This is a genomic window from Nitrospira sp., assembly GCA_029194675.1.
Lineage (GTDB): Bacteria > Nitrospirota > Nitrospiria > Nitrospirales > Nitrospiraceae > Nitrospira_D.
Map to the genome: position 1 here is coordinate 128,695 of JARFXP010000004.1, position 23,975 is coordinate 152,669.

General features: G+C 55.2%; 25 protein-coding genes and 1 pseudogene. 14 read left to right on the forward strand and 12 right to left on the reverse strand.

The genetic code is table 11. From position 1 onward, the window contains the following. Positions 1–230: 230 nt before the first annotated feature. Positions 231–422, reverse strand: a complete 192-nt coding sequence (locus tag P0120_19105; GenBank protein MDF0676417.1) for a hypothetical protein — start codon at positions 420–422, stop codon at positions 231–233. 54 nt (positions 423–476) lie between these two features. On the opposite strand from P0120_19105, the gene P0120_19110 reads away from it, so the two are divergent. The 4 genes from P0120_19110 (at position 477) to P0120_19125 (ending at position 3,255) form a co-directional block, all read left to right on the forward strand. Further along, complete coding sequence (locus tag P0120_19110) at positions 477–677, forward strand: hypothetical protein (protein ID MDF0676418.1); 201 nt, start codon at positions 477–479, stop codon at positions 675–677. After that, positions 674–928 carry a type II toxin-antitoxin system RelE/ParE family toxin gene (locus P0120_19115; protein ID MDF0676419.1) on the forward strand — a complete coding sequence of 85 codons (255 nt, stop codon included), beginning with the start codon at positions 674–676 and terminating at the stop codon, positions 926–928. The genes P0120_19110 and P0120_19115 overlap by 4 nt, the downstream gene beginning before the upstream one ends. A gap of 364 nt (positions 929–1,292) precedes the next feature. Continuing rightward, positions 1,293–2,606: a hypothetical protein gene (locus tag P0120_19120; protein ID MDF0676420.1), complete on the forward strand. Its 1,314-nt coding sequence runs from the start codon at positions 1,293–1,295 to the stop codon at positions 2,604–2,606. Positions 2,607–2,634: 28 nt separating this feature from the next. Continuing rightward, a complete protein-coding gene (locus tag P0120_19125) occupies positions 2,635–3,255 on the forward strand; it encodes a HEAT repeat domain-containing protein (protein MDF0676421.1) in 621 nt (206 codons plus the stop codon). Between the two features lie 322 nt (positions 3,256–3,577). Here the strand turns inward: P0120_19125 and P0120_19130 are convergent, their stop codons facing one another. The 3 genes from P0120_19130 to P0120_19140 form a co-directional block, all read right to left on the reverse strand. Continuing rightward, the gene (locus P0120_19130; protein MDF0676422.1) at positions 3,578–4,498 is read right to left on the reverse strand and encodes a universal stress protein; all 921 of its coding nucleotides are present in this window, start codon (positions 4,496–4,498) and stop codon (positions 3,578–3,580) included. A 48-nt stretch (positions 4,499–4,546) separates the two neighbouring features. After that, positions 4,547–5,131: a hemerythrin domain-containing protein gene (locus P0120_19135; protein ID MDF0676423.1), complete on the reverse strand. Its 585-nt coding sequence runs from the start codon at positions 5,129–5,131 to the stop codon at positions 4,547–4,549. Between the two features lie 326 nt (positions 5,132–5,457). After that, the gene (locus P0120_19140; protein MDF0676424.1) at positions 5,458–6,324 is read right to left on the reverse strand and encodes a pirin family protein; all 867 of its coding nucleotides are present in this window, start codon (positions 6,322–6,324) and stop codon (positions 5,458–5,460) included. Positions 6,325–6,552: 228 nt separating this feature from the next. On the opposite strand from P0120_19140, the gene P0120_19145 reads away from it, so the two are divergent. The 3 genes from P0120_19145 (at position 6,553) to P0120_19155 (ending at position 8,833) form a co-directional block, all read left to right on the forward strand. After that, positions 6,553–6,903, forward strand: a complete 351-nt coding sequence (locus P0120_19145) for a helix-turn-helix domain-containing protein (protein MDF0676425.1) — start codon at positions 6,553–6,555, stop codon at positions 6,901–6,903. Positions 6,904–7,033: 130 nt separating this feature from the next. After that, positions 7,034–7,882 (forward strand): GIY-YIG nuclease family protein, encoded by an 849-nt coding sequence (locus P0120_19150; GenBank protein ID MDF0676426.1) that lies wholly within the window; start codon positions 7,034–7,036, stop codon positions 7,880–7,882. A gap of 666 nt (positions 7,883–8,548) precedes the next feature. After that, entirely contained in the window at positions 8,549–8,833 is a 285-nt protein-coding gene (locus P0120_19155; GenBank protein ID MDF0676427.1) for a DUF433 domain-containing protein, read from the forward strand. Positions 8,834–8,877: 44 nt separating this feature from the next. On the opposite strand, the gene P0120_19160 is transcribed toward P0120_19155, so the two are convergent. After that, on the reverse strand, positions 8,878–9,114 hold the full coding sequence (locus P0120_19160) for a hypothetical protein (protein MDF0676428.1): 237 nt from the start codon (positions 9,112–9,114) through the stop codon (positions 8,878–8,880). A gap of 66 nt (positions 9,115–9,180) precedes the next feature. On the opposite strand from P0120_19160, the gene P0120_19165 reads away from it, so the two are divergent. Together P0120_19165 and P0120_19170 are read left to right on the forward strand one after the other, a co-directional pair. After that, on the forward strand, positions 9,181–9,342 hold the full coding sequence (locus P0120_19165; GenBank protein MDF0676429.1) for a hypothetical protein: 162 nt from the start codon (positions 9,181–9,183) through the stop codon (positions 9,340–9,342). Between the two features lie 301 nt (positions 9,343–9,643). Next, positions 9,644–9,955 carry a helix-hairpin-helix domain-containing protein gene (locus P0120_19170; GenBank protein MDF0676430.1) on the forward strand — a complete coding sequence of 104 codons (312 nt, stop codon included), beginning with the start codon at positions 9,644–9,646 and terminating at the stop codon, positions 9,953–9,955. 262 nt (positions 9,956–10,217) lie between these two features. On the opposite strand, the gene P0120_19175 is transcribed toward P0120_19170, so the two are convergent. Continuing rightward, positions 10,218–11,405 (reverse strand): hypothetical protein, encoded by a 1,188-nt coding sequence (locus tag P0120_19175; protein ID MDF0676431.1) that lies wholly within the window; start codon positions 11,403–11,405, stop codon positions 10,218–10,220. Between the two features lie 557 nt (positions 11,406–11,962). Here P0120_19175 and P0120_19180 point away from each other — a divergent pair. Then, complete coding sequence (locus P0120_19180) at positions 11,963–12,247, forward strand: YdhR family protein (GenBank protein MDF0676432.1); 285 nt, start codon at positions 11,963–11,965, stop codon at positions 12,245–12,247. A 967-nt stretch (positions 12,248–13,214) separates the two neighbouring features. Here P0120_19180 and P0120_19185 read toward each other — a convergent pair. Continuing rightward, positions 13,215–14,555 (reverse strand): hypothetical protein, encoded by a 1,341-nt coding sequence (locus tag P0120_19185; GenBank protein ID MDF0676433.1) that lies wholly within the window; start codon positions 14,553–14,555, stop codon positions 13,215–13,217. A gap of 422 nt (positions 14,556–14,977) precedes the next feature. On the opposite strand from P0120_19185, the gene P0120_19190 reads away from it, so the two are divergent. Next, positions 14,978–15,244, forward strand: coding sequence for a hypothetical protein (locus P0120_19190; protein MDF0676434.1), 267 nt, complete (start codon positions 14,978–14,980; stop codon positions 15,242–15,244). A gap of 557 nt (positions 15,245–15,801) precedes the next feature. Here the strand turns inward: P0120_19190 and P0120_19195 are convergent. Together P0120_19195 and P0120_19200 are read right to left on the reverse strand one after the other, a co-directional pair. Next, complete coding sequence (locus P0120_19195) at positions 15,802–16,395, reverse strand: DUF2269 family protein (GenBank protein MDF0676435.1); 594 nt, start codon at positions 16,393–16,395, stop codon at positions 15,802–15,804. A gap of 253 nt (positions 16,396–16,648) precedes the next feature. Continuing rightward, positions 16,649–17,062, reverse strand: coding sequence for a hypothetical protein (locus P0120_19200; protein MDF0676436.1), 414 nt, complete (start codon positions 17,060–17,062; stop codon positions 16,649–16,651). Between the two features lie 218 nt (positions 17,063–17,280). Between P0120_19200 and P0120_19205 the strand changes: the two genes are divergently transcribed. Beyond that, positions 17,281–17,745, forward strand: a complete 465-nt coding sequence (locus tag P0120_19205; GenBank protein MDF0676437.1) for a DUF2844 domain-containing protein — start codon at positions 17,281–17,283, stop codon at positions 17,743–17,745. Further along, the gene (locus tag P0120_19210) at positions 17,745–18,926 is read left to right on the forward strand and encodes a DUF3443 domain-containing protein (GenBank protein MDF0676438.1); all 1,182 of its coding nucleotides are present in this window, start codon (positions 17,745–17,747) and stop codon (positions 18,924–18,926) included. The genes P0120_19205 and P0120_19210 overlap by 1 nt, the downstream gene beginning before the upstream one ends. Before the next feature lie 201 nt (positions 18,927–19,127). Here P0120_19210 and P0120_19215 read toward each other — a convergent pair whose 3' ends face one another. Beyond that, the gene (locus tag P0120_19215; GenBank protein ID MDF0676439.1) at positions 19,128–19,595 is read right to left on the reverse strand and encodes a hypothetical protein; all 468 of its coding nucleotides are present in this window, start codon (positions 19,593–19,595) and stop codon (positions 19,128–19,130) included. A 718-nt stretch (positions 19,596–20,313) separates the two neighbouring features. On the opposite strand from P0120_19215, the pseudogene P0120_19220 reads away from it, so the two are divergent. Continuing rightward, positions 20,314–21,074 (forward strand): annotated as a pseudogene (locus P0120_19220) (IS5 family transposase). A 120-nt stretch (positions 21,075–21,194) separates the two neighbouring features. Here P0120_19220 and P0120_19225 read toward each other — a convergent pair. Together P0120_19225 and P0120_19230 are read right to left on the reverse strand one after the other, a co-directional pair. After that, positions 21,195–22,013: a hypothetical protein gene (locus P0120_19225; protein ID MDF0676440.1), complete on the reverse strand. Its 819-nt coding sequence runs from the start codon at positions 22,011–22,013 to the stop codon at positions 21,195–21,197. Positions 22,014–22,539: 526 nt separating this feature from the next. Beyond that, on the reverse strand, positions 22,540–23,280 hold the full coding sequence (locus tag P0120_19230) for a class I SAM-dependent methyltransferase (GenBank protein ID MDF0676441.1): 741 nt from the start codon (positions 23,278–23,280) through the stop codon (positions 22,540–22,542). Positions 23,281–23,975 lie beyond the last annotated feature (695 nt).

Here is a 23,975-nt window from a genome sequence, read left to right on the forward strand (position 1 = left end):
CCTACCTGCAGTCTGCGCGCAGGATCGTGATTATTCCGTATGCTCAATCAGTTGTCAACATTCCCTATGCGCCTGATCGGTTTGCTATACAGACCGGCATCGTCTCGTTATAGCTGCGAAGGGCTCAACCCTGATCCCGTCGCATCTGCGGGACTTCGTACCCCTTTGCACCTCGATTCACGACGTGGGTATAGATCAATGTGAATCCGAGTACATTCCTACCACATGCCTCAACGGAACACGACTTTCAAGGTATCCCCCGCGATGAGTTCCCCATCCTGAATCTCGACCAACAAATGGGCGAGATTCATACAGGCCGGTTGGGAGCCGATTTCATCTTCCGTAAAGGCGACTGACCCAAAGCATGATACCAATACCTGGTCTCTGCTATCGGGAAAGATAGCCTCTATCCCTTGACCCATCCCGAGGCCTCACCGATAACGATGCCATCTCGACATCATGAAGAAAGGTACCCTATGGGAACAGCGCTCAAAATGGAAGTCAGCCCTGAAACCATCATCCGGGCCGTGAAGAGCATGAAAACCACCGCGCGTCGAGCCTTCCTTGAGGATTTGATCGCGGCAACGTCCCCCGAATATCTTCAGAGTATCCGCGAAGCTCGCCGGGACTATAAAGCAGGCCGTGTGAAGTCTCATGCCCATGTGTTTGGCCGGTGACATACCGGCTTATTTATACCCACCGAGCCATCAAGGATATCGATGCGCTTGATGCGGCGGTGAAACAGCGCATCGGAAAAACGCTGCGACGGTTCGAACAGAATCCTCTCGCCCACGCCGAATCGCTCAAACAATCGGAATTGGGCTCCTATCGGTTTCGGTTTGGAGATTACCGTGCGGTCTTTGATCTCAAAGACCAAGAGATTGTCGTCTTGCGAGTTGGGCACCGGCGAGGAATCTACAAAGACTGATTCAACCGGACTGCACTCGCTTCAGAGCATATAAGTAGATACTCCCGTCAGCCCTCGTCTACCGATTGCCCACGAACGTGTATCCACCCCACCAACGAGTTTGAGATAAGGGCTACGCTCCCATCCTCTTGCCCCTGCACGACTGAAACTCCGACCCCATGCCCGACCTCGGAGCTGGTTGCTAAAGATTTGCCGCATCCACGATCGATGCAGCCAAACGCCTCGTTTTCGCTGTTTGACAAATCGTTCCATTTGGAGTACACAGCTCAAGCCGAGGTTACATTCCTGCCTCGACCATTTTCTTTTCTTCCTCAGTGTTGTGACATCGACCAATACGGAGATCGACTGGACAAGGAGATTTGCCATGTCGTGGAGCAACTGGGAATCCCTCGGTGGCATTATCACCGCCGGGCCAGCAGTTAGTTCGTGGGCGGGCGAGAGACTCGACACCTTCGTCAAGGGGTCCGACAATGCTCTGTGGCACAAGTGGTTCGACGGCGGCTGGAGCGGGTGGGAATCACTCAGTGGCGTCATAGATGGCTCACCTTGCGCGGTATCGTGGGCGTCGGGACGCATCGATATATTTGCGCGCGGTATGGACAATGCGCTATGGCACAAGTGGTTCGACGGCGGCTGGAGCGGCTGGGAGTCGCTCGGCGGCACAATCACAGCAGGGCCAGCGGTGTGTTCATGGGCACCCGGCCGGCTCGATGTCTTCGCCAAAGGTTCTGACAATGCGTTGTGGCACAAGTGGTTCGACGGCGGCTGGAGCGGCTGGGAATCGCTCGGTGGCGTGATCGACAACGAACCTGGCGCCGTATCCTGGCAACGCGGCCGCATCGACGTATTCGCGCGCGGTATGGACAACGCCTTATGGCACAAGTGGTTCGACGGCAGTTGGAGCGGCTGGGAGTCGCTCGGCGGTGTGATTACTGCCGGACCTGCTGCAAGTTCGTGGGGACCTGGACGGCTCGACATCTTCGTCAAGGGATCCGACAATGCGCTGTGGCACAAGTGGTTCGACGGCAGCTGGAGCGGCTGGGAATCGCTGGGAGGGGTCATCGATAACACGCCGGCCGTGGTGTCGTGGAGCCTCGGGCGCATCGATATTTTCGCGCGTGGCATGGACAACGCGATGTGGCACAAGTGGTGGACGCAGCGTTTGCCCACGGTACGCCTGCATGTGAAAGCTCTGAGCCAGCCAACCCGTTTTTCCATTGATCGCATGGTCGACAACATGATCGACGTCTACGCAACGCATGGCATCCGCGTGCACCGCGTGAGCGATCAAAACCTGAACCTGCCGCTGCTGAACGATCTGGATGTTGGTGCGTGCACCATGGGCAGTGTCACCGCCGAGCAAACCGCGCTGATGGCCAACCGCGTAGGCGCGGGTGCTAACGATGTCGTGGTGTATTTTGTGCGCTCGACCAATCCGAGCTTTAACGGCTGTGCTGCACATCCCTCCAACCGCCCGGCGGCGGTGGTTGCCTCGATTGCGAGCGAATGGACACTCGCCCATGAAGTCGGCCATGTACTGGACCTCAACCACGTGGCACCCACCGACCGACTGATGATGGGGGGCGGTACCAACAACATTACCAATCCGCCGCCTGATCTGATCGCGAGCGAAGTGCAGACGATGGACAACAGTCCGTTCACCCAGAACCTCGGGTAACCGGGCCGTTCCCATAAGGAGACCAACGATGGCGATCAGCTATGCAGAACTGAAGACAATGCTGGATGTTGACGAGCCGGACTATATGGCACTCGTCGAGAAGGCTGCAGGTGCCATGCAGCATCTACGCAAACTTGCTGAGTCCCCGGATGTGTCGCTGGCATCCAAGGCGGTATCACTCGCTGGCATGATGGGCGAGGCCGACAGCATCGGTATCATTGGTAATGCCTCGAAATCACGCGCGGTGCTGATTCGTGTTGCCGCAGCGCATGCCGCAACCATGCTACCTGACAGCCCTCAGACCGCGCGCGTGGTGAGCAAGCTTTTGGACGATAGGGACGTCGGCGTTGTCAAGCTCGCGGCCCTGGCGGCAACACGGTTGTCCGATCCTAGGATGGCGACGAAGGCAAAGCGAGCCAGCAAGCGTATGGAGGCGGCTGTGCGCGCAATGACTGTGCAAAAAGTCCGGCGCGAAAGGAATACGGCCATGACCAACCAAGCGGGCATGAAGACGCGTGGCTCGACAACCCGAGCCCAGGCGACCCACAAAGGCAGTACCAAGGCCAGCGGGCAAATGCCCACCGGCGCCATGACCCAGCCGCCGAAAGGAACGAAGGCACGGGGCATGCCGACTGGGAAAATGAAGTAAGTCGTCAGTTTTGGTGGGACGTAAGTCGGCGACTTGCGTGGTAGCACGGGTAACTAGACGTGCTAGGGCACCTGCGACACGGTGACAACCTCCAGACACTTCATCTTTCAGTCAGCTGCGTCGAATCACCTCCAACCCGCTGTTTCCGACACACAAAGATGATGGGGTCACCTCTTGTTCTGTGTATCGGACCTGTCGTTCGATAGGATGGCCGTACACAGCTCATGATCCGACCCTACCATTTCTTGTAACTAATGACACCGGAGAGCCCCTCGAAGTGGCGTAGCTCTTCTAGCACCTCTAACACCAAACACCTCACGCTCTATGACGCCGCCACCGAAAGCCGGCCGGTGCGAGGCAGCGTGAAATACTTTGCTGCAAGAACCGGACAGGAGGCCCGGCGCAACACGGCTTCCACCACGCTGCCCTTCATGAGATGAGAGATCCCGCGACGGCCGTGCGTTCCCATGACAACGAGGTCGCAGTCTGAGCTGTCGATGAAGTCGAGAATGGAATCGGACGGTAGGCCCCCACGAATCACCGTGCGCGCCGAGACCCCCTGCGACTGAACCTCGTCCGCCACGAGCTTGAGCCGGGTGGCAATCTGTTGCCGATTCTGTTCCGCTGTGTGACCGAACGTCAAATCGATCCCGTAGGAGAGCGGTTCCAAGCTATGCAAGAGCGTCAGGGACGCGTCAAAATTCTTGGCAATCTGAACGCCGTATTCCACGGCATCCAGCGAACAGTCGGAGAAATCAATCGGGACGGCGATCTGCTTGAAGTGAATCGGTTTCGTTGCGCCCTGCCCCTCCACCTTCTCAGGTTTTCTGATCGTCAACACGGGACAGGGAGCCATGGTCAGGACTCGTTCCGCCGTACTGCCCAGGAGAACATGTCGAAGTCCGGTTCTTCCATGAGTACCCAGCACAATCAGGTCGGCACTGACCTCCTGAGCCGTTTCGGAAATGATTGTATCCGGAATACCGGCCCGCTGCTGACACTTCACGCGACCCGCTGGTTGCGCCAGTCGTCGAACGATATCGTCCAATCGCTCGTGTGTCTCGCTCGGATCCTGGACGGTCGTGACATACGCGCCCTCGTAGATTTCCAGCACGTGCAGGATCGTCACTGTGGCCTCATAGGCCTTGGCGAGAAACGTCACATATCCTTCGGCATGATGTGCGCACGAGGAAAAGTCGGTCGCGAAGAGGATTCGCTTGAGCAAGGACTGTTCAGCTTCCATGGGTCACCCTTCCATTGCACAGGCCTGTGTGCGCCCGGCTTTCCGGCTTTACGGTTCGGGCGATCGCGCCTCCTCGCGATCCGTTTCCCACCTCACCTCACTGAGCTTATACCCGGCTCTAGCCAGAACACGATGCAGAGTCGTCGTCACAGCGGGAGTATCGGAATGGGGCATCACGTTGACAGTCGGGGCGGCACGGAGGGCGGCAAGAATTTGGGCAGCTTCCTTGCCCAATAGGTTGTCCCCACCCGCGTAGGGTCCATCGGGTGATTCTTCGATTTCGTCATGGCGCTGGAGAATACCGCGGATCGTGGCTAGGATCGCCGGCGTCGGCGAGGGCATCAGCAGCGTCGCCAGGGCGCCGTGCTCCAACCGCAATCGCGCGAGCAAGGAGTCGAGGGGCGGCACGAGCACGGAACCGGCTTGTCCCTGCTGTGCCCGTTGGATCGCAGGAAAGAGAATTTTTTCTTCCATCCCGATATGGCGCAACAGTCCTGCACGGAATGCCTCGTATGGGACCGAGTCGATCTTTCCTCCTTGCAGGTCGGCCCGATCGAGCAGTTGCTCCAGACGCCGGTGATCCTCGGTCAAAAGCCTTGCTATTGACTCCAATTCGGGCTTACCCTCCCTCATCTGTCACCTCTCGGGCCCTTCGGAATGCCTGCGACTCGCGAACGAAGTTCTTCCGGCCACCACGCTTCGCAGCTTACTCTAGATCAGCGTGAGACAGCAAAGACCGTACGGCTCGTGTCACATGAGAGATGCGACGCCCAATCGATTCGCACAACCCAGTTTTGGCGCAAGCGCACAGGGACGGTGGTGTCACATCTTGTTCTGTGCATCGGACCCGTTGTTCGATACGATGACCGTGCACAGCTCAAGATCCGACGCTAATATTTCCTCCCGGCCATCAACGGCTCATATTCGTCAGTCGAGGCAGCTATCGGACGCGGCGCAATTCAGTGAGCGACCTGTCCGAAACGGCCGCGGTTAAAGTCGTCGATCGCTTGGCGGATTTCCGCCTCGCTGTTCATGACGAAGGGACCCTGGCCGACAACTGGCTCTTGGATCGGTTCTCCCGTCAACACCAGCAATGTGCTGTCGCCATCGGCATGAATCTTGACCTGGGAACCCTCACGCTCGAAGCGGATGACCTCCGCCTCCCCGGCCTGTTCGCTGCCATTGACCGTCACATGGCCGGACAGCGCTGCAATCATCGCAGTATGGCCCTCAGGCATGTCGAGGGTGATGTCGGCCTCTCGGTTGAGCCGCACATCCCAGACATTCACTGGGCTGAATGTACGCGCCGGGCCGCCTGTATCTGCGAACTTGCCCGCGATGACACGCACTCGACCAACGCCCTGGTCGAGATCGACAACCGGAATGTCGGCGTCGGTAATCGACTGATACCCGGGTGACGTCATTTTGTCCTTTGCCGGCAAGTTCACCCACAACTGGACCATCCGGAATGGACCACCGGTCTTGGTGAAGGCCTGGGAATGAAACTCCTCATGAATGATGCCGCCTGCAGCCGTCATCCACTGCACGTCGCCAGGGCCGATCGTGCCACCTGCACCTGTCGAGTCACGATGTGACACCTCGCCGTCGTACACAATGGTGACGGTCTCAAAGCCGCGATGGGGGTGCTCCCCGACACCGCGCGGGCTGTTTGCCGGGTCAAAGGTGTGGGGTCCGGCATAATCAAAGAGTAGAAACGGGCTGATAGCCTGCGCATCGCTGCCGTAGAAGAAGAGCGAGCGGACAGGGAAACCGTCGCCGACCCAGTGGCGGCCATTGGCACGCATGACCTGTGCGATCTTCTTCATTTTGATACCTCCAATTTTTATATGTCGAAATGTAAACGCGCGCCGCGAGAGCATTCTCCGACGCGCCTGTGTAAAATACTAAGCACGGTACACACACTTCTCAAGTACGGTCCTCGAGGATACTGTGGAGCCCCACAGCTTGACAGCCGTGGTCCCTGGTGGTTCTTCGGCGACACCTCGCCGAAGGTATCCTCCTAGCCAAGGTTTCGGAGTACGCGGAGGCGGGTTATGACCAAACAGGTCGGTTGCCCGACGGAAATCACGCTCGACATCATCGCGGGCCGTTGGAAAGTGATGGTCATTTTCTGGCTGCTCCAAGAAAAACGGCGGTTCAATCGACTCCAACGTGACTTGTCCGGAATCACGCATCGGACGCTTGCCAAGCAACTCAAGGAGATGGAAGCCGACGGTTTGGTGGAGCGAGAAGACTTCCGTGAGATACCTCCCCACGTCGAGTATCGGCTGACGCCGCTCGGGCGGTCACTGGAGCCGGTGTTGGCGGCTATGCACGAATGGGCGATACAGCACGGCGCTGAGATTCGTCGTTCGACGAACGAGAGCGAAAGCGTCGGGAAGTGAACTAATTTCATGCTGAACGGACACTTACCGCAAACAAATATTCTTTCAACGATCAGTCGGGCAACTTGACATTATTCCCGCGCATAGCTGACTCTAGCGTCCCATTGACTTGAGACGGTTGGGCCGAGCGATGCCATCAGCCACGATTAAACTTTTCTTACCCAGAGGAGACGCTAAGAGTCTACGAACGGCAGAAATTTCCAATTGGACCGGGAAGGCGATAGCCGCACCGCGTACAGAACTTGACGACCTGCTTCAGCGTGAAGAGCTCGATAGAACTGGTGTCTATATCCTTTCAGGCAATGACCCCTTGTCTGGCTTACCTCGAGCATATATCGGCGAGGCCGAGGTTATACGGGAGCGACTCAAACAGCATAAAACCAAGGAGTTCTGGGTTTCTGCCATAGTGTTTGTGAGCAAAGACGACAATCTCACCAAGGCTCATGTGCGGTACATTGAAGGCAGGCTGCTCACAGAAGCCACACGAGTCGGAAGATGCACACTCGAGCAGAACCAAGCCGGCGGAGCGAAGCTTCCAGAATCCGACCGCGTAGATATGGACGTCTTCCTTTCGCACATTCGTCAACTTTTGCCAGTTCTAGGCTCCGATCTTCTGATCCCTATTGCGCAGCCGTCTGCCAAGCAGCAACCTGGAGGAATCCTTTTCTGCCGCATGAAGGGTGCAGAGGGGCGCGGTCGCCGCACGCCGGATGGCTTTGTCGTACTTCGAGGTTCTACTGCTGTCATGGAGCAACGCAACTCCGCGAAAAAGTATCCGTATCTGCTTACACTCCGTAATCAGTTGATCGGAAGCGGCACACTTGTTCCTAAGGATGGTTTTTATGAGTTTACTAAAGATACAGAGTTTTCCAGTCCCAGCGCGGCCGCAGCAGTGATTGAGGGCGGCAGCGCTAACGGACTAATTGAGTGGAGGACTGAAGATGGCAAAGTCCTCAAAGAACTGGACGAACAGGTTTAACTAACGAATGCCTCGGTTCATATTTCCATCCGCTCATCAGCATCCTCTGGTCTGAGAGTCCCCCCAGACAAGCCATTGACACTGGTTCAGAAGTTTCATGACACCGCCCGCGGTCCGGACGCCGAAGAATCCACGTCCAGAGGTATCGTACGGTAGTGTTTTGCAACAGGCTTGAAGGAAGATCGATACAGATAAGCCAGATCCGAGCGTTTAGGATGACCGCCTTAGCCGAGAGCAGTTCATTTCTTGTGTTGCTATTCGTGGCGATGCCGATGAAGTACTTAATGGGAATGACGAGGGTCGTGACGGAGCCTTGTTTCTGTCCTATATTGGCCGGTTGGCCAAGCTACGGACCAAACATCAATGAGACAACAGATTTTCATTCTATGCCTTTCTTGCATCTATTCTCCTGTTGGACCATTCACGTTCGACAAACATCTTCGCGAGAAAGAAGTCGCCACAAACTTATCGAATCCCACGAACCCCAAAGTTGCACGTGTGAGATCGCGTGTTGTACTCGTACATCTGGTCAGCGTTTCCGTCCACCCGAGCCGAATGGCTGCCTTAACCCGGCAAGCGCTTGCGCTCAGAACCCGGCGCGAGCATAATGAACACGGTTCTAGAGGAAGTTAGACATGTCTGCATATCGGTGAAGGAACGCGAGCAATGTCCCACGCAGTGAAGACTGAACATTGTTATGTCCACAAAGATCTCGGAGTTTGTGGGGGCGAACCTGTCATTGCAGGCACCCGCATTCCAGTCCGTCTTATTTATCAGCGGACGCAGAATGGAGATAATGTGGAGACCATCCGGCAAGCCTATCCGAACCTCACCCCTGCGCAGGTCCACGATGCGCTCAGCTATGCCTATGATCATCTTGCGGAAATCGAACAGGAGATTCAGCGAGAGGCCAAGGCGTACCAGCAAGGAAAGACGCTGCCATCCCGCTGATCTTCTACCTGGATGAAAACGTCCATGCCGCGCTTGCACCGCAGCTACGGCAGCGAGGTATTGATGCCTGCAGCGTCTATGACCTCCAGCAGCAAGGCTCCACAGACACGGTAGTCCTGCAAGAAGCCGCGGCCCAAAGACGTGTGCTTGTCACTCACAACATCAGTCACTTTGTAACGCTGCACCGGTCCTATCTGGCTGAGGGCCAGCACCATGCAGGGATTGTCGTGACGCCGGTGCGACCCATCGGCCCACTGCTCACACGCCTGATCGCTCTCCATGAGACCACCACCGCTGAAGAAATGGCGAACACACTTCGATTTCTCTAACCGGCAAAACTCACCGGGATGAAACAGCCGCAGATTGCCCGCTTGGAAAGTGAGGCCTATTTCCCTTCCTTCAGCACGCTACAGAAGTTGTTGGGCGTACTTGGTGGAAAAATGGAACTGACGGCGAACGCCTGCCACCTCACTCCCGTGCGAGGGAAAGGTGCCGGCGCGCGACGGTAGATTGCCGAGATCCGTCGTTCGACGATCGAGTAGCTTGCAGGCATGCCTCGCACATTCGCCGATCAATTTGAAACCCACCTGCTCGTTTCAGCAGGAAATCTTGTTCGACAAGTAGATAGTCAAACACTGCCCCTAATCTTACGCCGGGGCGCTGCTTGCATCATGAAAGCGGAAAGCCGGACGAGGCGAGATTAGTCTCGCTACCGCTTGCTCTCACCCTTGCCGCGATGTTTTACTCTGGAAAGAGCAAGATGTCTCATTGCAGGCTTAGATAGCCGTCAAATCCACCAAGGAGGTTGCCATGCGCACGCAGAGAGAACAATGGGTAGGCGTTCTTGTGCTCGCCTTCATGCTATTGATCGTGATGACTCCTCTGTTCCCGATACTGTCGCCATCCTCCGTGGCTTATGCCGCCGATAAAGAGGAGCTGATCGACCTTAACAGCGCCACCGCCGATCAACTCAAGACGTTAAAAGGGGTCGGTGACGTCACCGCGGAAAAAATCATCACGGGGCGTCCGTACGCGAAGAAGGACGAGTTGGTCCAGAAGAAGATCATGCCCCGCGCGACCTACGAGCAGATCAAATACAAGATCATCGCCAAGCAGAAGTAGCTCGACGAACTCATAGGCAGCCCGTCAGCCCTTGTGCTCGTCAAATGCGCACACGTTTAAGGCTATTCGGGCCACCTCTATGTGAAGCCGAGGACAAGCCTAATGGTCAGATCAATGGAGATCCACCGTCGCAGGAAATAATACTGGAGTCTGGCCCCACCTAACCCCATTTTGAGAGGCTAATCCCCATAGCGACAAAGCGTGGCGCGCGTGATGGTCAGCTCAATGAGCAGACACGACAGAATGGGCACAGAGTCGGTCATTAGCATGGCGTACCTTGATACGAATACGTGTTGATCACACCGTAGTGGTCGGAACCGGCGAGGCGATCACCCTGCAGAGGTCGGCCAAACACGGCCTGCTTGACGCAGGCCGTGGACATGAACGCCATGCTGAAGAGAAAATCGATCCGCCGGGCCTGGCGGATGGCCTGGCGGTAGTCGGCGATGATCTCCTGTCGATCGGCGGGCGATTCAGTCGCGATCGCGACATCGAACTCCGGCGGCAATCCGGTCTCTTCATGGCCGGCCAAAGGATTTGCCGCTGGATCATACGTGTTCAACGTCGGCATTCCGGGCGCCAGCGCCGACGTGTCCTGCAATCCCAGTCGTTCGAGCTCGCGATATTCCGGAGATCCAGGTTCGAAGTTGAAATCGCCGCCGATAATGAGGCCCGTGTAAGGGCCATCTTCCTGGTATCGGTGCAGCGCCTTGATCCAGGTATGCAGCTCGCGGAGTCGAATCTGCTGGTCCTCCTTCAAGGCGGCCATCAAATGGTCGTAATGATGGAGCCGCCCCTGTTCGTGGGACTCTTTCAAGGCATGAAGTACGTACATGTCGCGTTCGATTCCTGAATGCAAATGGGCCGTGCTGACCATGTACTTCAACCGCGTGGCAGGCGACGCCACTTCGGCGATGAGCGCATAGCGTAGCTCGCCCAACTGCCACCCCACCTGATCATGGCAGCCGCCGGTCCCACTCAGTTTAAGCCCGTCGAGCTTCCGCAATTGAAGCGGTGCTTTGGCAAGGATGACCAATCCGTTGTTCAGCTCCTTCAGCAGCGCGACGCCCGGTACTCGCAGTCCACATGCGTCCACTTGATGAACCTGTGAGTATTGGAAGCCGCGGGCCTTCAGCGCTTCCACATACCGTTCGGCCATGTGCGGGAGCGGATTGACCTCCTGCAGCAACGCTACGTCCGGTTGGGTCTCCGCCAACAGATCTACACGGAGATTGAACCGCGCCAATTGTTGCTCGAGCATTTCACCGGGCCGCACCCAGAACCGTCCGACGAGCAGCCCGTGCAGCGTATTGTAGGTGAGAACCTTGAACGTGTCGGTCTGAGGCAGGGAATCGGGCGGGCTATCCGACATCGACGGCGCGGAGGAGCAGCCCGCCGCCAGCATTGTGACGATACACCATTCTGCCAGACGGGACCGCCATCCGGTCATGGCTTCGGCACCTTCTTTGCCGTTTCACCGCACGCCCGATGCCAGCCGCAATCATTCTTGAAGCCGGCGATCGGTTTGCCGTACATGGGATAGATGACCGGACTCTAATGCAGACAGACTTTATTTTCAACCACAACCAAACCCTAGGGATCAGGCTCTTATATCTGAATGAGCTAGCCAAGCCGATCCAGGTACCGTTGGGTCGCAGGCTCCGTGCGCACGCGCGAGGCGAGATCGGTCTCGCTACCGCTTGCTCTCACCCTTGATGCGCGCATGTTTGAGGCTATTCAGGCCCCCGCTTTGAGAGGCCGAAGGCAAAACTAGTGGTCAGACCGATGGGGAGCCGCCGATTCGGAGAATACAAGGGGGGCTGATCTCTTTGTGTTTTCGCGCCGTCTAGCCGCTGCCCGTTGATTAAAGCCTTTATCCCATGGAGCAGTGTCAGTCACACCTATAGCGCGGAGGCATTCTCGGGGGCAGCATGTGTTCGTGCGTGGCGTTCCGATAATCTCGTGAGACTGGGAAAGGAGCGGACATGATCGGGGGTCTTCGTCACCATTCGCTACGGAGAGAACTTTGATGAGAGAACGGTGCAGAAGATCCAGAAGATCGCCGAGTCGGCGGGGGCACTATTTGAGGGGATGCCAGGGCTGCGGTCGAAAGCCTTCACGTTCAATCCCAAAGCGCATGAAGCGACTAACTTCTATGTCTGGGACTCCGAGGAAACAGCTAAGGCATTCTTCACCGATGAACTCATCGAGAGAGTAACCGGTCTCTACGGAGTACGCCCGAGCGTCAACTTCGTGCAAATAGCCACGCTGGTGGAAAACCATCGCCGCTGAAACTCCCTTGCTTGAGTCACTCACCTCTCCACCTCGACTCGGGGGACCATAGGCCCCAAAGTCGGGCTTTTATGTCTTAATGGTCTTGCCAAGCCATCCAGACGCCGTTGGGTCGCAAGCTCTTTGCGCAATCGTGTGGTAAAGCGCGCGTCATGGGCAACTGGTATCAGGCATGAATATCGATTTATTAAAGTCGAGCACTGTCCCCAATCTGAAAACGTTCCATGGATCGTCGCGCAACCCACAGCCTGAGAGGACGTATGCGAACGTGTGTTCACTTGTCAACGATTTTGAGGTAGGTGCTCAACTCACATTCCGTTGCCCCTGCACGATTCGGGATCTGACCCTTCTCCGATTTTTAAGCGATTCGTGGGGAGGCGTGCGGAGCCCGCAAAGTGGTTTGGCTGTGAGCCTACCGTTTCTGATGGGCCTGGCGCCTGCCCACCCAGACGCTCGCATCGTGCCAGTGAGGAAACTGAGCCGCCTCGGCCACGAGCCATGTGAAGGTTGGAGCCATCAGGCAACCCCATATTCTGTATTGTGGGCGAGCGCCAGAAACGGGGCCGAGTAGGGACAGTTCTCTGGCGCATACCGTGCCTGGTGCTGGAGGACTTTTTGATTGACCGTCCTGCCTGCCTTGATCCCGATGGGTGTCGGGTGCGACTCAGTGTCCAGAATCGACACCCCCCGCAATGGGAACGGGGAGGCGTCTCAGAGCCACCTCCGGCGAGGAACTCCCTAATACCCACTCGGCGCAGGCCGCGTCTTGAGCATCGCGGCCTGCGAGAAGGGTTGTCTTTCCCCTTGACCCGAGCCTTCGAGATGGGTGCCCCCTTTATGCTTGCGTTCGAAGCCCGCAAGCACCCACGCAGCTCGCAGTCGCGTGTCGAGTGGGGCGCACGGTTAGACAAGGATTTACGGGCAAGATGTGCTTCCTCACTCAGCGCATTCTATGCGGCTCGACGCATTATTGCGAATCGACCAGCGGGACCTCACTGGTGCTGAGGATGTTGGTGACGAACCTGGCTACTTCTGGCAGATAGGTATAGTTGTTCTTCCCTGCGTCATACCGGAGAATCCTGGACATCAAGTATCCTTGGTAGGTAAATGCCTTTTTGCCTCCGGGCACCGAGAAGCTGAACTCGGTAGTCTGGCTGGTAGACCACTGTTCCGTGAATGAGATACTCAAACCGACCTTGAATCCCGCCTTGACCACTTCGGCCGAGGCCTCGAAGTATGCCTCGGCGCTGATGGTCTGCGATGTGCTGAAGGTAAAACCGCTGGTCACACTCGATGAATAAGTCGTGGTCGTAGCGGAATTGGTATTATCTATGCTGCCGATATTCTGCAGGTTCGGCGCATACAGCACGATGGCATCTAGAGAGTTCGTGTCGGACTTTTTCAGAAGACTCTTGATAAAGGTGTCTTCGGTCGCCGGCGGCAGCAAGTTGAAGATCGTGACTTTCGATCTCTTCGGGATCCCCTGGGGAGCCAGCGCGGTAAAGGCATTTTGCTTGAAGTGCGTAGCGGCGGCCAAATAGTCCGCGTTCATGTCGTCAAGCGAACTGTAGAGTACCGAACGGCTTTTGATCGTCAGCCAGGTTTCGTGCTGCGGGTTCTTTTTCTTTTCCTTGTAATCATTGATCTTCAGGTCCCATTCGATGGTGAGAACACCTATGGCATCGGCCTCCTGGGTTTCAGAGTTGTAGTTTTCCACCAGAAAAATAACCCTGCTATCGGGTCCTGGGTGATAGTCGGACGCGTTGGCATCGTTAAGCGGAGCGATTGCATTGCTCAGTACGGATTCGATAGCCAGTTTATCGAGTCCCTTGATCAAAGTTGCCGACGCATCGGTTCCCACACTGACAAATAGCTTTTTAATGGCATCCACCGTGTCGTATTTGTCATGATATTGGGGCGGATTGTCTTCGATGCCGGTAAAGGACTGCCGGTTTGTCTTGAGCCAATCGAAATGGGCTTGATACTGAATATATTCCAGGGTGGTACCATATCCCAAACCTGTACTGTCGGGTTCCCAATTACCAGTTGACGAAGCCGCCACGTTCGTTACTAAACCGAAGGCCCTGGCCGCAGGTTGCGCGGCGGGCTTGAATATGCCGTAGGTTTGCACCACCCCGGCGGGGAGTTGCGCTTTCACGCTGCTGATATATTGACCGAGCTTGGATTCTTCGGCGGCGGAGCAAGTCAGCCCGATATCGGTGAGCTGTTTCTTGAGTGCAGCAACCGTAAGCGGGGTCGGGGTAGCCGGCTTCAATGAAATGGGAATCTTCTTGCGCGGAATGGACATGGTAATCCTCCTGTTTGATTAGTAGGGTTATAGGCTCTCGATAACGGTTCTGGTACGAAAAGCGCTTTGACTTATAAGCACCTCCTTTTGTAGCTCCTCCCTAGACCCTCTGCCATTGAAACGGAGTCCAAGTATCAAGTGACCAGTAAGCTCGCTAATCCTTATCTGTAAATTAATCATGATTCGATCATCAATCCTTTATGTAATAATTCCTATGTATTAGCATCCAAATATATTCTTATTCTTAGCAGATGAAACTAGGCCAAGATATCTTGATAGTGATGGTTTCGAGGTCGTATTTTCCTTTGGATTAGCTGTCATAATTTCAATGACAAAAGTGAAAATGAGACAGGTTCACTCTTGTCCAAAATAAGTTCTGATGATCCCGGATTCCGCAGTTGTTCTGATTTGCTGAAGGCTGAGTGACCAAATCCTCTTGGCGATACAGGAGGTTTTGCCTGCGCGCTCATCAGGCACCTACATCACCGCTCTACCCGAAGATCGGCTTCACGTGTACCGACCATCCGATCACCGTGTGGCCGGGCGCGATTCTGCTCCGCCTCTACTTCGAACTGTGGGGGTACGGGCTGGCCCTCGACGCCGAACGCTTTGAGCACTTCACCCGCTATCGTCGGGATCTGTTGTTGTCGCGGCTGCTGAAGGCTTCCCCGTTTTCCCTCGCCCGATAGGCTCCGACGGTTTTGTGTGGGCTCACGTACAGACGCACCACCGAGGTGTCCGAAGCCCTGATACGCGTCCCTCTGAGTACCATGCGGCTGATCCTGCTGGGCCCTACCCTGGATCCGGATTCCACTGTGTTCTGTCGCTATGGCGAGCAGGCGGGCAGTCTGAACCAGGGTTCAGCAGTAGCAGTACAAGCTACGTCGAAATACTAAGATCCAGTCAAATGAATTCCTGCACAACTAACAAAACCGACTTTCACCACATTCAACTGCGGCGCAGTTCAGAATTGACAACTCAGGGCACTGATTATCAAGATGTTTCTTGACCTGGTTCTTGGGATGCACTGGCTACTGCGGAATCCGGGCTGAACGGCCACAATCCGGCGAAACCCGGCCTGTCCTCGCCGCATCCGTTGGAGGCGTGATTGAGTGAACGTTCCATGCACTTGGGGTCAGACATTGAGTCGTGCAGAACGCAGGAATACAGATTCCACTTTGCCGTTCGACATCCCCCAGCAGACGCCACTCCCCCAGGCCCTATTTCCCTGCGAGCGAGACCGCAGCTAGTTCGGCTTGTCGTATGTCGGTGGGACCCACGGATAGAGGCGAGGAATCCAGATTGTCAGTGCCGTCGCAACGGCCAGCGCACAGATCGCACCGACAATAAATTGAGTCCAGGTGTTGGGCCGGATGGCCCCAAGAGACACAATGAGCAAGAGCATGGGAATGTCCAAGAAATGGGTGAACGTCGGCACCTGCTCTTGTCGAGCACTAGTGAGGTCCGGCGTCACGCCTCCGTGATTCAACGCCTCACCCGTCAGGCGACGGAGTCGCATGAAGTAGAGCCGCGTCACGGTGTTCCCTTCGACGAATTCCAGCACGAACAGCACGATCATCCCCGCCAGCCACGGATGCTGCATGAATCCCCACCCGCCCCAGACTTCCGCCGTCATCCACGCGCCTGATATAAACAGAATGATGGCACCAGGCACCACGACGCCATCATAGAAGACCACGATGCTCCGAACGGCTTCCGCGAAGCGAATAAGGTCGCGCACGTTCCGTGAACGCATATCCGAGATCCAGACACCGATCAACCCAGACCCGATCAGCATCAAGCCAACCAAGTGGGCATAACGCAGCAACGAGTAGGTCATGACCTCTCATTTCCGGATAAACGCAGAGCACGGTATCTTCCATATACAGTCGGTAATCGGATGCTGTCCGAAATGTCACCTGTCGATGGTTCCTCGGATAATGACCGGATAGGGCGCATGCACAGCTGACACACGTGAACCGCGCGCCATGCGCAGGCAGCATACAGGCAGCATAGCGGGAGAGACTATGAGAGTCCAAACATCAAAACCGGACGCTATGTCTTCGTGAACATGGGCTAGTGAAGGGGAAGTGCTATCGCGACACACGGTCGATCGATCGGGCGTTGATCACGGCTGTTCCCTCTGGATTGCTCCCATCGACAATCACCACCCCACGGACGCGGAGATGTTCGTTTTGCACAACCAGCTTTGTCATGTTCGGCAGACATGCGCCGGTCGTGCTGATTCCGATAGTGCCCGACTTATCCTGAAGCGCAAACATTTGTTTGTCGTAGACGTTGGCGCTTCCACAGTCTCGAGTACCACGATGAACCGGCAAGGTGGTCACGCGCGTTACACGTCCTTCGACCGTCACGACCTTGGCCTGATAGTCGGCGGGACGCTTTAAAATCTTGCCAATGGGCAGGCCATCGCTGGCTGACGCGGCCGACACCAGTCCGAACCCAAGATACAAACACACCATGCCGTGAAGGAAGGGGCGCCTCACGTAATCTCCCTCCGTGAACCTATAGAGTGTACCTGGAATGAGACAATCAAAGCCAGTCCAAAGCCGACGAGCTGGATACAAGGGAGAAAAAACTAGGGATATGGAGAGTAGCATGGCCCCCTAGTCGAGTTCACCCTGGTCGGCAGAGCGATCAGAAGTGACGACGGTGATTTTTCGCTATTGATAGAGAGGGTTCTTCGGGAGCTCATAGCGAGACAATGGGGATATGGGTTCATACCACGTTCGCGGCCATTCTGATTCACCTGACTGCTACCACGCCGGCCTGGGCGGTCCTAGGTCAAGCCAAGGTATCCGTTGAACTGGACCGCGCTGCCATGGGCGGACAAGTGCAAAGCACACTTGCTCAGGGGTATTCAATTGAAACCATCACGGTTGCCGGGATGACTGTCAAGGAGTATGTCGCGTCGGACGGTACCGTCTTTGCGGTCGCCTGGAGAGGGACCGGGGTTCCGAATCTCCGCCTCCTCCTCGGCGCATATTTCGACGAGTATTTGGACGCACTCACGGAGCTGCAGAATAAGAAACCTCGAATCCGAAGGCCCCTGAAGTTGAAAACCGCCAATTTGGTCGTTGAGCGAAGCGGACACGCGCGAAATACGTGGGGACGGGCCTTCATTCCATCTCGAGTACCGGTTACGGTTTCGCCGAAGGACATTCAATAATGACGTATCGTGCGGTCGTCATCGCCTGCCTGTGGCTTGTGAGCGCATGCGGCTCTGGTGGTGGAAACGGAGGCGCCGGTTCACCGTCACCCAATGTGCTGACGATGACAGTTGGTGGTTCAGGCGTCTGCGCGAACGCGAATGTCAATCGAGCCTGTACTCAAATAACCATTTGTCAGCCAGGCACTTCCGCTTGTCAAACGATCTCCGACATCTTGGTCGATACAGGGTCCATCGGGGTTCGTATCTTTGGCTCCGTACTCTCATCCTCGCTACAGCCGGAACTCGAGTCGCAAGGACATCCGATCGGTGAGTGCGTATCGTTTGTCGATGGCAGCGCTCTTTGGGGCCCCGTTCAACTCGCGGACGTGGTGCTGGCAGGCGAGCCGGCCGTAACCGTGCCCATTCATGTTATTGCCCCCACCTTTGCCGGGCAGTCCTCCTCCCAAAATCCATGTAACGCTGTGGCCGACTCCGATCCAGTCATAGCGGGTTTTAACGGCATTCTCGGTATCGGGTTGTTCACGCACGATTGCGGCATTACCTGCGAGATCAACGACAACAATAATCGGTATTTTTCCTGTGTCGCTTCTACATGCGGAAGTGTCGCGGCACCCCTGTCCACTCAAGTGCAGAATCCGGTGTGGCTGCTTCCATCCGATAAGAACGGCGTGATCCTGACGCTTCCGAACGTACCTGCAACGGGCGCTCCAGCGCTCTCCGGTTCCGTCATTCTCGGGATCGGTACAGCGTCGAATAATTCCCCGCCGCCCGGCATCTCGACCTTTTCAACTGATCCAAGCGGATCCCTCACTACCGTCTACAATGGGACAACCTTCCCGCAGAGCATTATTGACACCGGCTCTAACGGCTACTTTTTCCCTGATTCGACTCTTCCGCTTTGCCTCATGCCGGTGCAAGATTTTTACTGTCCCTTGGCTACTGCCAGCTTGTCGGCCACGCTTTTCGGCGTCAACGCTCGTCAAGCGACCGTCCCCTTTCAGGTTGCTAATGCGGCTAACCTCCTGCAAACGGGCAACACGGTCTTCAATAATTTAGGCGGACCATCTTCATCTTCTACCTTCGACTGGGGATTGCCTTTCTTTCTTGGACGTGTCGTTTTTGTCGGGATCGAAGGACAGCTCTCAACCCTCGGAACCGGCCCATTTTATGCCTTCTGATGGATTTGAGATCTCTTATTGAGAATTGCCCCCCCCGAACAGACTCGAGTCCCATGCCACCCTGACGGGGGCCCACTATGCCAACGATCACAACCAAGGAACCGGCGAGCCGGAAGATCGCCCAACGCGATCAGTATTCTGTCAAGAGCCGTCCGGCCATCGCGCATGATGCGCCCAAACAGGGGAAACAACGTGGTCTCCTTACAATTCAAGCTGCGCGTGACTCGTCTCCCGCTCGCCCTGGTGCCGCACATACTGCCGAATCGTGGTTTCGTTGATGCCAACCGTGGAATCGAAAAATCCTCGTGCCTCGACCTGCATGGCCGCGAGCAGGCCCTGGTTCGTCAGGCCCAGTCCCGCCAGTGGCGCCGACTCCGCAGGGACGGCCGTCTTCTCGCCGGCGCGCCACAACGGAAGATGCTCCACATGAAACGCCTCCAAGAAGTCCCGTATCGTGGTGGCCGCCGACAGCTCCTCGCCCACCAAGATGGCCAGCGCTGCATCCGTACCGAGCGTTTTCAGGTCCTGGCAACGATCCCCACCCGCCCTCCACAGCCCGAGCAGCCTCTCCACCAACTGCGCGGGCGGCAAGCCTCGCTGTTGCTGTTTTAGGCGAACCTGGTCATTGATGACCTGCGCTGCCCCCATGCGGCGAAACAGTTCAATCACCAGCGGCACCCCGACATACGAGGTGACGAGGGCGAGATCGATCCGGTCACCAATCTCGAACGGCAGCCGACCACTCTCAGGGGATCAGCTCCGGCATCAGCCTCCTCCTTGGTGTCACGTTCATCCGCTGGGTGAACTATCAAGCAATGCTGATGCCATACGGGTTCCTGCTCCTCATCAGTCTGAGCCCACTTGAGCGTATTCCGGTCTCGTGCTTAACCGGAAAACAGGGACGTGCTGTATCTTCTTGACCGGAGCTTTGGAGATAGGCAATCCCCTTAGATTTCGCTACGGGCCGCTTGACAGAGAATCGTCAATGACGCAATGGTCTCCGTACAGTTTTCCACCCGTGTGATCTCCCCCATAAGAATAGATAACGTTTCCCTGTGGTACCATGAGAGAGGTACTTAAGAGTAAAAGGCTTACGCGAGACATTGTTTGAGTTTTGCCACAATATCGAGATATCGCCAGGACCTCGAATCAAAGGATTGTTGGACCCATAGGGAGATAACGTCGAGCTAACGATCACCCAGCAGTTATCGATCTTCTTTGCGAGATCGATAAAAGCGAAAGACATCCCATCTCAAAACGACGGTATGCTCATGAAGGAAGAACTTTAGCGGCCGTTGACTAAGGCGTGTCATCAATTAATTTTCTGGGTTCACAGAGCCATAATGTTGTGATTCACTCATCCACAGGCCGAGGGAGGGGCCTGCGGATGGTGAGACGATACGGGTTGCGTGATGACCAATGGGAGAAGATCGAGAAACTGCTGCCAGGGCGTGAAGGCGCAGTGGGTGTGACAGCGAAAGACAACCGACTGTTTGTGGAGGCTGTTTTGTACCGTTACCGTGCCGGGATCCCATGGCGGGATCTGCCGGAGCGGTTCGGGGATTTCCGGGTGATCCACACGCGTCATACGCGCTGGAGCAAGGGCGGTGTCTGGAAGCAGGTGTTCGAGCGTCTGGCCGATGATCCCGACAACGGATACGCCATGATCGATTCAACGATCGTCCGTGCTCACCAGCACAGTGCGGGCGCAAAAGGGGGCATCGCGAACAGGAAGCGATCGGACGCAGCAAAGGAGGATTGACCACGAAAATCCACGCCACCTGCGATGCGCTGGGCAATCCCACGAGTTTTCATCTCACACCAGGCCAGGCGCATGACCTTGATGGGGCCGATGCCCTTCTTCCCGGCATCGACGCCGACACGATCCTCGCCGACAAGGCGTTTGACGCCGATGAACGGATAATCCAGCCGTTGCAACAAGCGGGCAAGAATATCGTCATCCCGCCAAAATCCAACAGAACAACCACCCGAGCATACGATAAAGCCCTGTACAGGGCACGGCACCTGATCGAGAACTTTTTTGCCAGACTCAAACAATTCCGCGCGATTGCTACACGCTACGACAAACGCGCGGCCAACTTCCTTGGCGCAATCTATCTCGCTGCCTCCATCACATGGCTTAATTGATGACAGGCCCTAGTCCAATCGTTTTCTACTCAATTACTTACAGAGGATCAAGAGGTAGGCCAAGAACCGATGAAACCACATCGGACACGATAGTTCTGCCACAGTTTAGCCACACTCCACTCAGGGGAGACGCATGCCATGCCGCCTTAGGTATCGGCGAAGGATGCTGTAGCAATACGGTATGAGCATTGAAGTAACGAGAATGGATAAGACCATAGTGCGAGTATTAGTTATTTCTTCATACCGCCTAATTTCGTCTCCTATTAAGAAAACGCCAGATGGCCATAAATGATTTATGAGGCTATCAGAAAATAGGAACGACGCCATAAGGGTGGCGGAGCCGATAACAAGAAGTGTGATCAAAAGGTAGTCGTCGTGGACAAGGAAGCGGCCAAAAGTGTGTGGTTGGTTCGTAGGGTTCTTTTTGCTCCAAGCATTGCGATAGCCCAAATAAAGCAGAAGTCCAGTACCGAAAATGGCAATACAAGCTAGAAGAACTGAAACAAGTGCTCTCCATCCCCAACGAGGTAATCCGTAGCTGATGAGCATGCTTTCTATATGTTTTGTAATGTCTGCCTGAGTGAGATAGACCCAGTCACGGCTATTACCTGATATGGCATATGCAAGGCCCTCATCAAAAGACCTCGTTGAAAACTCAACCTCAATTTTTGGACCACCGTGACGTATCACGCATTCAAAGGAAACATCGGAAGAATCCAATTTCATCGAGATATAGACAATGGTCTGAGGATTCCTGTTCGTTTCGCTCAGAATTGGTTCGAGATTCTCGGTTTCATAAGAGGTATTATCTAAAAATTTTGCCTGATACAAAATTTTTGTATTCTGGCATGGTTCCGAACCTCTCTTTTCAATTATTTCTCTAAGTTTCCTTATGCTCTTCTCATCCGCAAGAAACGGCTGCTTGATCCGGTTCGACACCGAAAATTGCAACTTGGAGGGCTTAGGCTGTTCGGCCAGAATTTCAGGATGGCTTAATCCTAGTATCAGTATTGGGAGTAGCAGTCGTATGAATATGGCTGCAATCATTTGAGGAGTGGAAGCATATACCAGAGTTCTCCTGCAAGGAAGACTCCGAATTCAAAAGGGGGAATTGCATATTCGCAACCTCGTTCTAACCTTCTGTTTTGGTTTTGGAAGTTAGTTGTCTATGGCTGAAGTGCGGCTGAGAAGTGAAGAGGAAAGTACGGGTTCTGAATGCTAGATGGGCATGTGTAAGCTTACGCAACCCGTATGAAACCTTCCGTTCAGAGTGTCAGCCATAGGCCAACATCCTTTTAGTAACCTGTTACCAATAAACCTCTCACACAAGCCGTTAACCCACCCCCCAATCGACACACCCTGCCCCCTATAGTTCTGGATGCCATTTCGGCTTTGCCGCGCCATGAGAAAAGGAGACGCTTCGCCACAGGTGTCGGTCATTAAAAGGTTCACAACGTTCCTCTGGCTACTTTTTCACACATTCGATCAGCACGGCAGGAGGGTGAGCGAGGTAATCCGACCAGAATGCCCCATCATCCACACCCTGCGGATGTGGAGAGACCTCCGGCAAATGAACCTCAAAATCGTGGAATCCTGCCTCAATAAACGCGGTCTCGTACGCCTTCATGGGTAAGTAGTAATTCTCGATCTCGAATGAGGAGTCGCCGAGATAGACCGTCCAGATGATTGGAGCTCCTTCGTATGCGCGGTCTGTGAGCGTAATACTGAAACCATACTTCCGGTAGTCGGCATTTCTGAAGGAGTAGAGATTGGGATTCCCTGTGAAGGTGACGAACCGTCCCCCGGGCTTCAAACGGCTCGCTAGCCCCCGACACATGGACAAGAGCTCGGCTCGGTTACGTGCGTAGACCAAGAGCCAGGCCGACACCGCTAGATCGAACTCCTGCCGAGCGCTTTCTGTACAAGCGTCTTCGACGCGGTATGTAATACTCAACGGATGACGCGACTCCTGATCGAGGGCTAGACGGATCATGACCTCGGAGAGATCAATGCCTACGACGTCGCCCGCACCGCATTGCTGGAGTTTGCGTGTGTAGAAACCTTCACCACAGGCGACATCAAGGACTTTCTTCCCTTCAAGATTCCCGAGGCGCTTCATTATGGAATACGTCTCGATCCGCGAACGCCACGGATGCTCTTTACATTGCTTATACTGCTCTGCAATCACGTTGTAATCAGTTGTCATGCGTTTTCATCCGATGGCGAGTCATCAAAAGGAATGACTCAGAAACTACCACAGCTGATCAAACGCTACAAGAAACTGCAAGTCGAGTTCGATAATAGAGGCACCAATCGGTTTTGCCGATATTCTCGATGAATTGCGAGAGCGCTCCGGAACTCCAAGAGGACGATAGAAGCACAGGCTCTCGTTACGCGTAGCTCAAAAATACGATCAGAGAGTGCGGGGAAAGTTTCGATAACAGGCGTGTTTCAGTCCAGTCCATGTGAAGAAGCGGTGAAGGAGATAGACCCCTCCGTTATGCGTCCCCGCCGGGGCATCGAGGTCGCCGAGGTTAGCCACAGTTTCAGCTGAAAAAGCGAAAATTGCCTGGGAATTAATGGCGGAGGGGGCGAGATTTGAATCCTCCACAAACCCAGCGACTATAGTGCCTGATAGCACCTCATCGTTTCTATCTCAATCACTTACAAAGGATCAAAAGCCTGACGAGGAACCGATAAAACCCCGTCGGACAAGATAGTTCTGCCACAGTTTAGCCACAGGAGAGTGAGTTCTAGCATAGGTCCCGAATCACCACTGGAATGATAGACCAAGACACCAGCTTGCCACTTGTTCTCGGCATCGTCATTGGTTAGAGGATTTCAACTATTCAGAAGAGTCAGGGTGCGGGAATCTGAGGTTTGGGCATGACCTGCCCGGAC